This window comes from Streptococcus entericus DSM 14446, from assembly GCF_000380025.1.
Classification (GTDB): domain Bacteria; phylum Bacillota; class Bacilli; order Lactobacillales; family Streptococcaceae; genus Streptococcus; species Streptococcus entericus.
The window spans coordinates 1-13,761 of the sequence record NZ_KB904173.1; the positions used below are offsets into that span (position 1 = coordinate 1).

Here is a 13,761-nt window from a genome sequence, read left to right on the forward strand (position 1 = left end):
GGGAGGTCGTAGGACCTGCCAACATTAGCCTTGCCAAAAACTTTTTTGAACATGGGTGATGAGGCCAGTATCAATCCTTCAGAGTTGTCGGCTCTACTCATGACGCAGAGAGAAGTGGTCAATGGATTGAGACCACGGCTGACGCATTCCACACTAGCGTAGAATGATTTCATATCGAAAAATGCAATATCGGACGTAGGCTCTTTTGAGTAATCAATAAAGCCCATAGCCATCACCTCTCTTTGAGTTTTCGTAACTCTTGGAGCAGGGTTGTGATATGGTCTGTCACGTCATACTCTTTTAGAAATGGGGTGAAGTAAATTCGGTCCCCCTTAATGTAAATCATTTCTTTAATCTTGTTGGACATATTTAACCTCCAACAATTGGCATGAAGTGGCCGACGACTTTACCAACAATTCGTAATTCGTCCTCACTAGAAATAAAGCGATCAGGGTTTCCTTTTTTATTGATAGATACCATACGGAAGCCTCCAGGTTCACGATAGAGTTTTTTGATATAGGTTCTTCCTTCCCATACCAAAGCGTAAACCGCACCGTCGTAGTCAAATCCAGTAGCACGGATAAGTGCAACTTCACCGTCTAAGTATTTAGGTTCCATGGATGTTCCATCGATCCAAGCAGCAATATCAAATCCAGAGTATTCCTCGTCGGAATAGACAACCTCTGTCTCATATTCATCATCGAAGCCATAACCAGGACCAGCAGCAAGTGCTACGTTCTTAATGACATTATAGGCGATGAGATTGACGACTTTATTTTCCTCTGCACGTTGCTTAATAAGTAATCTTTCAACCAAAGTCTCAGCCTTTAGTTGATTAGTATGATTGAGCTGGAGAAAATTTGAGACAATGTTATGCTCAGATTCAAAGTAGGTGGGATCGACTTCAAGAATTTTGGCCAAGGCTAGTAGATTCTTTTGATTAGGAATATTTTTTCCATTTTCCCAATTGTGGTAAGCAGTACGATTAACCTCTAATCGACTAGCAATTTCAGTTTGAGATAGCTTGCATTCAGCTCTTCTTTGTTTTAGGCGGTCTTTTGAAAACATGAGATTCACCTCTCTTTGTTAAGTTATAACTCAACAAGATTTTATCAAAAAATAAATTCTTTAGCAACTAGAAATTTTGAGCATGTCTATTTTCTGTGATAATTTCCTCAACACTAGCTTGTTAAACTGTATCTATCTTGAGAAAATCAACCCTTGATTTTTTCTTGGGGGTTTGGGGGCGAAGCCACCATAGTTTCTTATCGTCGGCTGACAAACCTGTAAGGTTTGGGTTCAGCTGGCGATTAGATTTTGGGTTATTGTGGACACAATAACTGAGCTCGCAAAAGCCGAAAAAGAACCTTTTGAGGCTTTTAGGAAGTGTACTGACAGTGTGAGGCAGCCTTACATTGTCAGGCAAGTAATTTTTTGAAAGGATAAAACCATGAGACAAGATATTAAGTTAATCAGAAAACAATTCAGGATAACAAGACAGGAGGATAGTCAGATAAAAGAAATGATGAGAGAACAACAATTGGATAGTTTTTCCGAATTCCTTCGCCAAAATTTATTGAAAAAAGAGCCTCACAATGACGTTTTGATTCGCTGGTTTACTCTCTGGGAATCCCAGAAGATCGAACAAATCAGTCGAGACATTTTACAGGTAACTATCTTGGCTGAACAGACCCATCAGGTCACGGCAGAGCACTTGCGAATTATCTTGACCTGTGTGCAGGAGCTGATGGCAGAAGTTGAGAAGACTATCCCACTCAGTCCAGACTTTCGTGACAAGTACATGGGAGGTTAGGCATGGAAAATCGTTACCGAACTAATCTAAAAAAAGTTTTTCTGACGGACCAGGAGCTTGCGACCTTGCATGACCGTATTGGACAGAGTCGCTGTAAAAATTTCTCTGCTTATGCCAGAAAGGTTCTGCTTAATCCCAACATGACCTTTCTGACCATTGAGACCAGTAACTATGAGGACCTAGTCTTTGAACTGAAGCGTATCGGAAACAACCTCAATCAAATCGCACGAACAGTCAACCAGACCCACATCCTAACATCAAGTGACCGTGAGCTCTTGATGCAGGGCATTAGTCAACTCATCAAGGAAGTGGAGAAGGACTTTAACATCAAGTGCCAGCAACTGAAGGAGTTTTATGGTCGTCACTAAGCATTTTGCGGTGCATAGCACCAAGTATCGCAAGAGCCTCATCAAGTATATTCTGAATCCAGAAAAGACGGAGCAGCTGAAATTGGTCTCTGACTTTGGCATGAGCAACTATCTGGACTTTCCCACTTACGAGGAACTGGTGGAGATGTATCAGGCAAACTTGACGAACAACGACAGGCTCTATGATTCCAGGAACGACCGCCAGCAAATCAAGCAGACCAAAATCCACGCCCATCACTTGATTCAGTCTTTCTCTCCTGAAGATAATCTGACAGCTGAAGAAATCAATCGCATTGGTTACGAGACCATCAAGGAATTAACAGGAGGCAACTTTCGTTTCATCGTTGCAACCCACACAGACAGAGACCATGTGCATAATCATATCCTGATAAACTCTGTTGACCTCAATTCGGACAAGAAGCTCAAGTGGGACTATGCCCAGGAGAGGAATCTTCGCATGATTTCTGACCGTTTGGCCAAGGAAGCAGGAGCAAAGATTATTCCGCCCAATCGCTATTCGCATGAGCAGTTTGAAACCTACCGCAAGACCAATCACAAGTTTGAACTCAAGCAGCGGCTCTATTTTCTCCTGGAGAACAGCAATAGCTTTGAGGACTTTGTGGCCAAGGCTCCTGTTCTAAACGTGGAGATAGATTTCTCTCGCAAGCACGCCAGATTTTTCATGACCGACCGAGACATGAGGCAGGTCATTCGTGGCAATCAGTTGGATAAGCGACAGCCCTACACCGAGGACTATTTCCGAGAGCATTTTGCTAAACGAGCCATTGAGCAGCGACTGGATTTTATCTTGCCCAGAGCACGTGACCTCTCTCATCTTTTGGAAATAGCAGAGCAGTTAAATCTGAAAATCTCCCCAAAGAAAAAGCATGTGACCTTTACCTTGATTGAGGACGGTCGAACCATTTCCATTGAGAATAAAAAGGTCAGCACCAAACACCTCTACGATGTCCAATTCTTTGAGGATTATTTTGACCAAAGAGAATCCCTAACAGAACCTGACTTGACTAACCTGGTATCAGACTTTGAGATTTATCAAGAAGATCAGAATAAGGATAAACTTCCAAGTGAGGAACTCCTAACATCCTACAAGGAGTTCAAAGAGAAACGTGACCAGATTCAGGAGTTTGAAGTTGTTCTAGCTGACCATCAGATTGATAATGTGGTCAAGCACGGTCTTTTCATCAAGATGAATTACGGTGTCAAAAAAAACGGTTTGGTATTTATCCCAAACCGTAACCTAGATATTCACGAGAGCGAGCAAGGTACGTTCTACCATGTCTTTATACGAGAGACCGCCCAGTTTTTCATTTACAACAAAGAAAGTTCAAACCTCAATCGTTACATGAGAGGCCGTGAGCTAATTCGTCAACTCACTCACAACAGCAAGCATATCCCTAAACGCAGGCGACCAACGATTGCCAGTCTTAAAGAGAAAATCGCAGAAGTTAATCTTCTCATTGAGTTAGACCTCAACAACCAATCTTATCAGGAAATCAAAGATGAGTTAATCAGAGATATCGCCCAGCTGGATTTGACCATCACGGATTTGCAGGATAAGGTCGCTCATCTCAACAAGGTAGCGGAGGTTCTGCTCAATCTTAATAACTCAGACCCAGAAAACAGACACCTGGCCAGATATGACTATACCAAAATGAACCTGACACCAACCATTAAACTGGAGCAGGTGGAGAAGGATATTGAAGCTTATCAAAAGCAGATGAATGAATATATAGACGAGTATGAACATCAAGTGAGGAGATTGGAGAAATTAGTTAACACTATAAATTTTGCAATTGATAGTGAAGAGAGAAGTTTCAACATCCTATTAGAGTAATTTAAATATAACGTATGCTCAAGGAAGCATTTTTAAATTTAGAAATCAATGAGGGTGATGTGCATTCTTCTATCTCCTCTCTTGGATATGTGATAGGTGGAGTAGAAGCGCTCTATGAATCTTTAATTTTAATAGTTGGTAACAAGGGAACAATGTTTTTGAAACAAATTTTATGTGTTTCTTTTGTTATTCCACCAATTTCAACTAATAGGATACTGAAACACAACGCCAAAATGTTCACTCTAATAGTGAGGAGTTCAATTAGAGTTGAATAATAAGTGAGTAGTAGCTATGGTTGAGATAAGGAGCCCTCCTTTTATGACTAAGAAAAAATCATAAAAGGAGGATGAAATGAAATATTATATTCATGTTAGAGGTAGTAAAATTCCTGTAACAGAAGTAGTTTATAAAAGTTATTGGCAATTGGTTAATCACGAAAAGTACCTAAATAGAAAAGATAGAAAATTCGGTGTATTGCCTTTTTCATCACTTGAAGTAGATGGGTTGCCACTAGCAAATATACTTCCAGATACTACTGTGGATGTTGAACGTTTGGTAGAAACCAAGCTCCTTATTGAGCAACTAAATGAAGCTTTATTAACCTTATCTGATAAAGAATTTGAAATTATTGACGCTTTATATTTCAGAGAACATACTATAAGAGAAGTAGCAATAGAGCAAGAGATGTCTGCAACCAGTGTCTTTCGGATGAGAAATACTATCCTGGAAAACTTACGAAAATTTTTTGAAAAATAACGAAACAAGAGACTAAAAAATTCACTCTTTATAGTGAGAGGAATTTTTAGTCTCTTTTTGCCCTTTGACAACTGAATAGACCAAGGTGGGACGTTAATCATTTGTGAAGCAAGAAGTTTGATACGCGATGATATGAGCGATTACTATTAGACAAAAAATAGGTTGGTCACCTATCTGCCATGATACAAGTGAGGATAATGATACTTCTAACCGTTTAGGCTGCCAGCGAGAAAGGACAGCGGGTGCAATCCCCATGTAGGACTTAACTAGTTCTGCCCACTGATGTCATAAATTATAGAGTATAAGGAGGCAAATGTGAAAGTAAAATATGTGCCTGTTGAAAATGCAATAGCTGAGTGGGGGGATAAAAAATCTCTTCTGAAACGCTGGGAAGGATTGAATCAGTATACCTTGAATCGCTGGATTACTGAGATGCGAAAACATCGACAATTTAAGCAATACGTTATCAACCCTACTCACAAATTGGTTTTTATCAATCTCGATGGTTTTGAGGAGTTTTTACGCTGGAAGCAGCGAATAGCGGTAAAATAAGGGAAATCGTGCTATAATGGTAGATGGCAATTTATTCTACTAGAACTATTTCGGTTTTCTTTTTTATTGAGAGGATGGAAGTATGTACTATAGAACAAGACAAACAAAGAAGGGAACAATTCGCTATGAAATAGGTGATAAATACAGAGACCCTTTGACTGGAAAGTGGAAGAATGTCACTGTTTCCTACACAAAAAATACTAGTCGTGCCAGAAAGCAAGCCGAGCGTGAACTTCAAGATAAAATCGCTGAAGCTATCTCAGTAACTGAAAATAGATACTTGCCTGAAACGATTCAAACATTTGGTCAACTGAAGCAGAATTGGCTAGAATCCTGGTCAGTCTCTGTTAAGCCTCAGACAGTAAAACGGGAAGAGTTAGTTATCAAGAGATTAGGGCAGATTATAGGAGATGGCTACTTACTGTGTAAAATCACACCACTGTTGATGAAAAATAGTCTTTCAACTTATATGTCTAAGTATGATGCTTCTCCGTCAACAATGACGCATATAAAGAGTACGTGCAATAAGATATTTAATCATGGTGTTTTATATAACATCATTGCTTATTCACCGATGACAGCTATTAAGTTGGATATACCTCTTGAAAAAAAACGAGAGGCAAGTAGGAGACGCGAAGCAAAATTTTTAGAAATCCATGAGTTACATGCTTTCTTTGATACGTTGAGAAGACGTCGTAACCCAAGCTACTACGATTTAGCTATTGTGCTTTTATTTTCTGGAATACGGATTGGAGAAGCTGCGTTCACAGTGGAAGATTTTAATATGGAAACTGGTGTATTGACAATTGATAAATCGCTCCAGTATAACAATTTACGAGTTGAAGATTATTATTTTGATAGCACCAAGACCATTAACTCTGAGCGACAGGTTGTTTTACCCCAAGTAGCTTGTGAAGCAATTTTAAGAACTATAGAACGTGGTAAAGAGTTTGATAGCTATGCTGAAGCTAATCCTTGCCCAAGTTTCAGAACCTCTCCGAGTATTTTTAGAACAGAATATGGTTCGCCGATTACATCACACTCGTTCAGAGAAGTTTTAGCGAGGGTTGAAAAGGAATTATTGGCAACATGCGAGGAAAGGTATGGCTTCAAATGGAAAAAGCATGTGACTCCGCATTCATTCCGACATATGCATATCACTTATTTGCAATCTGGTGATTCAGGCATTGCCATTAGAGAAGTTATGGAACGTGTAGGGCATGCTCACTTTGAGACGACAATGGGATATACTCACAAACTCCCATCTGATCAGGAACAAGCTCTTGCTACTCTGAACAAGTTTGCTCAAGACAACGGGTTTGAGTTTAGGCCATCAATAAAGTGGTCTTGTAAATATTCTCCTTTATTGCAAGAAGTGATTGAGGAGCATATCTCGGAGGGAAAAATTGAACTTGCAGTAGATGAGTTTAGAAAAGCTATTGGCCTTGCTCCAAGCTATACTGTAAGGCATATCGCTTCGAATATTTTGCCGAAAGTCCGCAAAGACCTATCTAACATTTATCATTCCTTTGATATTATTTGTATAAAAAATAATCAGAATCAGTTGCAATCATACCGGCTGGTTTGGGAATAGTGTCTAACATTTGGTGACTTTTTGGTGACTCACATGATTTTTACAAAACAAGGGGTTGAAAACCCTTGATACGAAAGGATTTATTAACAATGGCTACTATTCAATGGTTTCCAGGTCACATGTCAAAGGCCAGGAGACAGGTGCAGGAAAATATCAAATTTGTGGATTTTGTGACCATCTTGGTCGATGCTAGATTGCCCTTATCCAGTCAAAATCCCATGCTGACCAAGATTGTCGGTGACAAGCCCAAGCTCCTGATTTTGAACAAGGCAGACTTGGCAGACAAGGAGCTGACCAAGCAATGGCGGGCTTACTATGAAGCCCAGGGCATCAAGACCCTTGCTCTCAACTCTAAAGAGCAGGTGACGGTCAAGCAGGTCACCGAGGCTGCGAAAGCCCTCATGGCTGATAAGCTGGTTCGCCTGAGGGAGCGTGGTATTCAAAAAGAGACCCTGCGGACCATGATTATCGGCATTCCAAATGCTGGTAAGTCTACTTTGATGAACCGTCTGGCGGGCAAGAAAATCGCTGTTGTCGGCAATAAACCAGGGGTCACCAAAGGGCAGCAGTGGCTCAAGACCAACAAGGATTTGGAAATTCTGGACACACCGGGGATTCTCTGGCCCAAGTTTGAAGACCAGCTGGTCGGATTAAAACTGGCTCTGACAGGTGCTATTAAGGACAACCTTCTGCCCATGGATGAGGTCACTATTTTTGGCTTGGATTATTTCAAGGCTCACTATCCTGAACGCCTCAAGGAACGGTTTAAGGGGATGGATTGGGAGCAGGAGACACCTGAGCTGATTATGGCGTTGACCCGAAAGCTGGGCTTTAAGGACGACTACGACCGTTTTTACACCCTCTTTGTCAAGGAGGTGCGGGATGGCAAGCTGGGTAACTATACCCTAGATAAGGTGGACGAGATTGACAACGATTCAAGCGATTAAAGCCCAGCTGGCAGCTGTTACCAGTTTATCTGACCCTCTCTTTGAGGAGTTTTTGGCAGATAGCCGAGCAGGGGTGCAGGCGGCGGTCAAAAAACGCCAAAAAGAGCTAGAGCAGCTAGCGGCAGAAGACGACCGCCTTGAAGCTCTGCTATGGTACGAAAAAAAACTCTACGAGAAAGGTTTTCAGCTAATTGCAGGGGTTGACGAAGTCGGGAGAGGTCCGCTGGCGGGGCCAGTCGTGGCAGCAGCGGTTATCTTACCTGTTGGCTGTAAAATCACAGGCCTCAATGATAGCAAGAAAATCCCCAAGAAAAAGCATGAAGCGGTGTATGACGCTGTCATGGGAGAAGCGGTAGCAATAGGCATCAGTGTCCAGTCACCAGAGGTCATCGATCGTGTTAACATCTATGAAGCGACCAAAATCGCCATGCTGGATGCCATCAGCCAGCTATCACAGCAGCCTGACCACCTGCTGATTGATGCCATGACGCTGGAGACGGGGCTTCCTCAGACCAGCCTCATCAAGGGAGATGCGAAGAGCATGTCCATCGCTGCCGCCTCGATCGTGGCCAAGGTGACCCGTGACCGCTTGATGGCGGATTACGATAAGTTCTACCCAGGCTATGATTTTGCCCAAAATGCTGGCTACGGAACGGCCAAGCACTTGCAGGGCTTGAAGGCGCTAGGAATAACCCCTATCCACCGTAAGTCATTTGAACCGATTAAGAGCATGTTAGGCGACAAGGATCGATAAGATTAGCCTGACTGGTCATTATGTGAGTTCTACTCATGGAGTGATAACTGGTTTTGCTGGGAGCTCATTTTATCTTGACTAAAGTTTTCAGAACGGGTATGTTTGAACACTGTCCGACTTGCTTGTCACTGCATACTGAGCTATAATTTCAAGAGACTGATAAGGATAATTGAAAATGACGATTTTTGAACAGATGTCGGCTGGTCACTACTACGATGCCAGCCACCCAGACTTGCTGGCGCTGAGACAAGAAGCACGGCAACACATGCAAGTCTTTAATCAGGAACTGGATGTGACCAAACGAACGGACTTGCTCAAGACTTGGCTAGGAAAAACAGGCGAGAACTGTCTGATTGAAACAGGATTTTCTTGCGATTACGGGAAAAATATTTTTCTGGGCGAGAATTTTTTTGCCAATTTTAACTGCACGTTTTTGGATGTTTGCCCCATTACCATCGGAGATGATGCCATGATTGGTCCCAATGTTCAGTTCCTAACGCCCTTGCATCCGCTGGATGCTGATGAGCGGGTGACTGGTGTCGAATATGGCAAGCCCATTACCATTGGTGATAAGGTCTGGATTGGTGGCGGCGCAACAATTTTAGCAGGTGTCACCTTGGGCAATCGTGTGGTCATCGGTGCAGGATCCGTGGTTACCAAATCCTTTGATGAAGACAATATCGTCTTAGCTGGTAATCCCGCACGAGTGATTAAGCGGTTGACCTAAGCAAAAAAACGGCTGAAAGAGTGGGTAATCTCATCAGTCGTTTTTTTAGTTATGTTGATAAGTGGCTAAATTGCTCGGCGATTTGACGTCCAGCCTCTTCAGCTTGGCGTTGCTGCTCAGTGCGTTGCTGGATATAGCGTTCAGTTTCTCCTTTTTCCATAGCAGCGAGGAACTCTGCGGCAGTTTCTGCCAGATAATGGTCGATTTCCTCTGTGGAGTTGAAGGCGTAGGGGTCTGTCGCTGAATAATAGTAGGTCTTATAAATAGCTCCTTGTTCTCTCAGCAGGTCTGCCAGCTCAGGCTTGTCCTGAGCAGCAAATTGTACCAGGCCGCTGTAGACCCATTTCTCGGTGGCGTAGAGCCCTGTCGGTGATGGTTGAGGTGAAGTTGTCATGATATCTCCTTTTCTGACTTAACTATACAAGATTTTTCCTATTTTTGTCAAGATTTTTCAAGCTGTTCCACGAATAATTCAGTAGAACACTTGAAAGGATAACTGATGAATAATTTTGACCTTTTTAAGCTGAAAAAAGCTGGCCTGAGCAATCGTCAAGTCCTCAATATTTTGGACTACCAAGCCAAATACGGCAAGTCCCTGTCCTTACGGGATATGGCTGTGGTCTCTCAGCACAAGCAACCGACTATTTTTATGGAAAATTACAAGCGGCTAGACAGCAAGACCTTGCGGGAGGAGTTCAACCGCTTCAAGAGCCTTTCTATTTTTGATACGGCTTATCCTCTGGAGCTCAAAACAATCTATAACCCACCTGTCCTCCTCTTTTATCAGGGAAATCTTGACCTCTTGACTAAACCTAAACTGGCGGTGGTCGGCTCTCGCAAGACCAGTGAGGTCGGCACCAACTCCATCAAAAAAATCATGGCAGAGCTAGGCAACCATTTTGTCATCGTCAGCGGCCTAGCTCGAGGAATTGATACGGCGGCTCATGTGGCGGCTTTGAAAAATGGCGGAGCAACCATAGCCGTCATCGGTTGTGGACTTGATGTCTACTATCCTAAAGAAAACCGTCAGCTCCAAGACTACATCGCTAAGAACCATTTGCTCTTATCAGAATATCTGCCTGGAGAGCAGCCGCTCAAGTTTCATTTCCCAGAGCGTAATCGCATTATTGCAGGGCTATCACAAGGCGTCCTCGTTGCCGAGGCAAAAATGCGCTCAGGTAGTCTGATTACCTGTGAGCGTGCCTTAGAAGAAGGACGAGATGTCTTTGCCATTCCAGGCAACATCTTAGATGGTCAGTCAGACGGCTGTCTTCATTTGATCAAAGAAGGCGCAAAGTGCACCACGACAGGACTTGACATCCTATCAGAGTATCAATTTTAACAAGTCGTTTTCCTATAGAAACATTTTTTTATTGACAGCTTGGAAAAAATGGTTTATCATGCTATAGATTTGAAATGAAAGAAAGAGAGCTATGGCAACCAAAACGGCAAGTAAAAAAACAAGTCCTAAAAAAAATCTGGTTATCGTGGAGTCACCTGCCAAGGCCAAAACTATCGAGAAGTACCTTGGTCGCAATTACAAGGTGGTCGCCTCGGTCGGGCATATTCGTGATTTGAAAAAATCAAGCATGTCCATTGACTTTGATAACAACTACCAGCCAGAATATATCAATATCCGAGGAAAGGGACCGCTGATTAATAGCCTGAAAAAAGAGGCCAAGAATGCTAAGCAAGTCTATCTCGCCAGTGACCCGGATAGGGAGGGAGAGGCCATTTCCTGGCATCTGGCGCATATTTTGGGCTTAGACATCACCGACAAGAATCGTGTTGTATTCAATGAAATCACCAAGGATGCAGTCAAAAATGCCTTTGTCGAACCACGTCCAATCGATATGGATTTGGTGGACGCCCAGCAGGCTCGTCGTGTCCTTGACCGTATCGTGGGTTATTCCATTTCACCTATCCTCTGGAAAAAGGTCAAAAAAGGCTTGTCAGCAGGTCGGGTGCAATCGGTCGCCCTCAAGCTGATTATTGACCGTGAAAACGAGATAAAGGCCTTTAAACCAGAAGAATACTGGACCATTGATGGGCTCTTCAAAAAAGGCACCAAGAAGTTTCAAGCTAGTTTCTATGGGATTGATGGCAAGAAGCTCAAGTTGGCTAACAACGATGATGTAAAAGCTGTTCTTGCACGGTTGAGTTCGGCGGATTTCTTGGTAGAGCAGGTGGAAAAGAAAGAACGCCGTCGCAATGCGCCACTGCCCTACACTACCTCATCTCTTCAACAGGATGCAGCCAATAAAATCAATTTCCGTACCCGCAAAACCATGATGGTTGCCCAACAACTCTATGAAGGGCTAAGCCTAGGACCTGCTGGGCACCAAGGTTTGATTACCTATATGCGTACAGACTCGACCCGTATCAGCCCAGTAGCTCAGGCAGATGCCGCTAACTTCATCAGTCAGCGATTTGGTAGTCAATACTCTAAGCACGGCAACAAGGTCAAAAATGCTAGCGGTGCTCAGGATGCCCACGAAGCTATTCGTCCGTCTAACGTCAACCATACGCCAGAGAGTATTGCCAAATACCTGGACAAGGATCAGCTCAAGCTCTACACCCTTATCTGGAACCGTTTTGTAGCTAGCCAGATGACTGCTGCTGTTTTTGATACTGTCAAGGTTAACCTGACCCAAAATGGTGTACTCTTTACTGCTAATGGTAGCCAGATCAAGTTTGACGGTTACCTGGCCGTTTATAACGACTCGGACAAGAATAAAATGTTGCCTGAGATGACTGAGGGTGATGTGGTTAAAAAGGAGAACTTGACCCCTGAGCAGCACTTCACTCAACCGCCAGCTCGCTATTCAGAAGCGACTTTGATTAAGACCCTTGAGGAAAATGGGGTGGGTCGTCCATCAACTTATGCACCGACTCTTGAGACCATTCAGAAGCGCTACTATGTCAAGTTAACTGCCAAGCGGTTTGAACCGACGGAGTTGGGCGAGATTGTCAACAACCTGATTGTCGAGTTCTTCCCAGATATTGTCAATGTAGCCTTCACCGCCGAGATGGAGCATAAGCTGGATGATGTCGAAGTTGGACAAGAAAACTGGCAAAAAATCATCGACAGTTTTTATCAGCCGTTCAAGCGTGAACTAGCGAAAGCTGAAGCAGAAATGGAAAAAATCCAAATCAAAGATGAGCCAGCAGGTTTTGCTTGTGAGGTCTGTGGTCACGATATGGTCATCAAGTTGGGACGCTTTGGCAAATTCTACGCTTGCAGTAATTTTCCAGACTGCCGCCACACCAAAGCCATCACAAAAGAAATCGGTGTGACCTGCCCAACCTGTCACCAAGGACAAATCATCGAGCGCAAGACCAAGAAAAATCGGATATTCTACGGCTGTGACCGCTATCCAGCTTGCGATTTCACTGCTTGGGATAAGCCAGTTGGGCGTAACTGTCCAAAATCTGGGGATTTCCTCGTTGAGAAAGCTGTTCGCGGTGGCGGACGTCAGGTCGTTTGTAGCGCCGATAAGTGTGACTATAAAGAAGAAAAAGTTAAGTAGAGTAAACAAAAGGACAGGGTTTCAATCGGTCACTCAAAGCGGACAATTGAAACTCCGTCCTTTTTGTATTGGATTAGCTAGTGCTGCCACCATGTTATGGTCAAACATTGCCGTCTAGGATTCAAGTGATTTTCCTCATGTTTTTTACTGGTTACCTTTTTCTCCTTGTCAAGCTCTGTTATTTTCAGTAAAATGAAGATGACTAAATAGAAGTAAAGGAGAAGTGATGGCACTACCAAACTGCCCAGAATGTCAATCGGAGTATGTGTATGAGGATGGGGCGCTCTTGGTCTGTCCAGAGTGTGCTTATGAGTGGTCACCGACCGATTCAGCAGCTGAAGAAGTTGGCTTGATTGTGTTAGACAGTAACGGCACTCGTCTAGCGGACGGTGATACGGTAACGGTTATCAAGGACTTGAAGGTCAAAGGTGCACCGAAAGACCTCAAACAGGGGACTCGTGTGAAAAATATCCGTCTGGTTGAGGGAGACCACAACATTGATTGTAAAATTGATGGCTTTGGTGCCATGAAGCTCAAAAGTGAGTTCGTGAAAAAGATTTAATTGCAAGACTTCCCGAGAGGGGAGTTTTTTCTACCATTTGTCAAGTCTATCAAGGTTTTAGAGAAAAAATAATTTTCATACAGTCATCAAAATAGGGAAGTGACCTTACTTTACACTAAAGATTTACATAAAAAGTGTATACAAAACCAACACCTTATTTTGTGATTTTTGAAATAAGGTGTTACAATAATATGGCATAAACAATTTTACTGATTTTGGGTTAAAGTGTAATCGTAAAGTTTGTTATGCATAATGAGGTAATACATTGTCCGAATGAGACGATGTATGGAGGCAATCGTGTGT

Annotated in this window: 16 protein-coding genes and 1 pseudogene; 13 read left to right on the forward strand and 4 right to left on the reverse strand. The window is 42.9% G+C overall.

The features are described from left to right. The 3 genes and pseudogenes from A3GW_RS0106725 to A3GW_RS0106735 form a co-directional block, all read right to left on the reverse strand. Nucleotides 1-227: pseudogene (locus A3GW_RS0106725) on the reverse strand (Y-family DNA polymerase); the annotation flags it as partial. A gap of 5 nt (nt 228-232) precedes the next feature. Beyond that, nucleotides 233-367, reverse strand: coding sequence for a hypothetical protein (locus tag A3GW_RS12120; RefSeq protein WP_018368523.1), 135 nt, complete (start codon nt 365-367; stop codon nt 233-235). A 2-nt stretch (nt 368-369) separates the two neighbouring features. Further along, nucleotides 370-1,068 (reverse strand): XRE family transcriptional regulator, encoded by a 699-nt coding sequence (locus A3GW_RS0106735; RefSeq protein WP_018368524.1) that lies wholly within the window; start codon nt 1,066-1,068, stop codon nt 370-372. 382 nt (nt 1,069-1,450) lie between these two features. On the opposite strand from A3GW_RS0106735, the gene A3GW_RS0106740 reads away from it, so the two are divergent. From A3GW_RS0106740 to A3GW_RS0106780, 10 genes are all read left to right on the forward strand, one after another. Further along, nucleotides 1,451-1,813 carry an SAG1252 family conjugative relaxosome accessory protein gene (locus tag A3GW_RS0106740; protein WP_018368525.1) on the forward strand — a complete coding sequence of 121 codons (363 nt, stop codon included), beginning with the start codon at nt 1,451-1,453 and terminating at the stop codon, nt 1,811-1,813. Between the two features lie 2 nt (nt 1,814-1,815). Then, nucleotides 1,816-2,181: a MobC family plasmid mobilization relaxosome protein gene (locus A3GW_RS0106745; RefSeq protein ID WP_018368526.1), complete on the forward strand. Its 366-nt coding sequence runs from the start codon at nt 1,816-1,818 to the stop codon at nt 2,179-2,181. Beyond that, entirely contained in the window at nt 2,168-4,036 is a 1,869-nt protein-coding gene (locus tag A3GW_RS0106750) for an SAG1250 family conjugative relaxase (protein WP_018368527.1), read from the forward strand. The genes A3GW_RS0106745 and A3GW_RS0106750 overlap by 14 nt, the downstream gene beginning before the upstream one ends. 14 nt (nt 4,037-4,050) lie before the next feature. Further along, nucleotides 4,051-4,311 carry an AAC(3) family N-acetyltransferase gene (locus A3GW_RS11940; RefSeq protein ID WP_149036279.1) on the forward strand — a complete coding sequence of 87 codons (261 nt, stop codon included), beginning with the start codon at nt 4,051-4,053 and terminating at the stop codon, nt 4,309-4,311. 76 nt (nt 4,312-4,387) lie between these two features. Beyond that, nucleotides 4,388-4,792, forward strand: a complete 405-nt coding sequence (locus tag A3GW_RS0106755) for a sigma-70 RNA polymerase sigma factor region 4 domain-containing protein (RefSeq protein ID WP_018368528.1) — start codon at nt 4,388-4,390, stop codon at nt 4,790-4,792. A gap of 315 nt (nt 4,793-5,107) precedes the next feature. Beyond that, nucleotides 5,108-5,344, forward strand: coding sequence for a hypothetical protein (locus A3GW_RS0106760; protein WP_018368529.1), 237 nt, complete (start codon nt 5,108-5,110; stop codon nt 5,342-5,344). A gap of 82 nt (nt 5,345-5,426) precedes the next feature. Continuing rightward, nucleotides 5,427-6,938, forward strand: coding sequence for a tyrosine-type recombinase/integrase (locus A3GW_RS0106765; protein ID WP_018368530.1), 1,512 nt, complete (start codon nt 5,427-5,429; stop codon nt 6,936-6,938). 89 nt (nt 6,939-7,027) lie between these two features. Further along, nucleotides 7,028-7,885 (forward strand): ribosome biogenesis GTPase YlqF, encoded by an 858-nt coding sequence (ylqF, locus tag A3GW_RS0106770; protein WP_018368531.1) that lies wholly within the window; start codon nt 7,028-7,030, stop codon nt 7,883-7,885. Then, nucleotides 7,863-8,639: a ribonuclease HII gene (locus tag A3GW_RS0106775; protein WP_018368532.1), complete on the forward strand. Its 777-nt coding sequence runs from the start codon at nt 7,863-7,865 to the stop codon at nt 8,637-8,639. The genes ylqF and A3GW_RS0106775 overlap by 23 nt, the downstream gene beginning before the upstream one ends. Before the next feature lie 175 nt (nt 8,640-8,814). After that, on the forward strand, nt 8,815-9,366 hold the full coding sequence (locus tag A3GW_RS0106780; RefSeq protein WP_018368533.1) for a sugar O-acetyltransferase: 552 nt from the start codon (nt 8,815-8,817) through the stop codon (nt 9,364-9,366). A 49-nt stretch (nt 9,367-9,415) separates the two neighbouring features. On the opposite strand, the gene A3GW_RS0106785 is transcribed toward A3GW_RS0106780, so the two are convergent. Next, nucleotides 9,416-9,760, reverse strand: a complete 345-nt coding sequence (locus A3GW_RS0106785) for a Rossmann-fold NAD(P)-binding domain-containing protein (RefSeq protein ID WP_018368534.1) — start codon at nt 9,758-9,760, stop codon at nt 9,416-9,418. Nucleotides 9,761-9,865: 105 nt separating this feature from the next. Between A3GW_RS0106785 and dprA the strand changes: the two genes are divergently transcribed. The 3 genes from dprA to A3GW_RS0106800 all read left to right on the forward strand — a co-directional run bounded on the left by dprA (nt 9,866) and on the right by A3GW_RS0106800 (nt 13,458). After that, nucleotides 9,866-10,708 carry a DNA-processing protein DprA gene (gene dprA, locus A3GW_RS0106790; RefSeq protein WP_018368535.1) on the forward strand — a complete coding sequence of 281 codons (843 nt, stop codon included), beginning with the start codon at nt 9,866-9,868 and terminating at the stop codon, nt 10,706-10,708. 91 nt (nt 10,709-10,799) lie between these two features. Beyond that, nucleotides 10,800-12,896 carry a type I DNA topoisomerase gene (gene topA, locus A3GW_RS0106795; protein WP_018368536.1) on the forward strand — a complete coding sequence of 699 codons (2,097 nt, stop codon included), beginning with the start codon at nt 10,800-10,802 and terminating at the stop codon, nt 12,894-12,896. Between the two features lie 226 nt (nt 12,897-13,122). Then, nucleotides 13,123-13,458, forward strand: a complete 336-nt coding sequence (locus A3GW_RS0106800) for a zinc ribbon domain-containing protein YjdM (protein WP_018368537.1) — start codon at nt 13,123-13,125, stop codon at nt 13,456-13,458. Nucleotides 13,459-13,761: the final 303 nt, after the last annotated feature.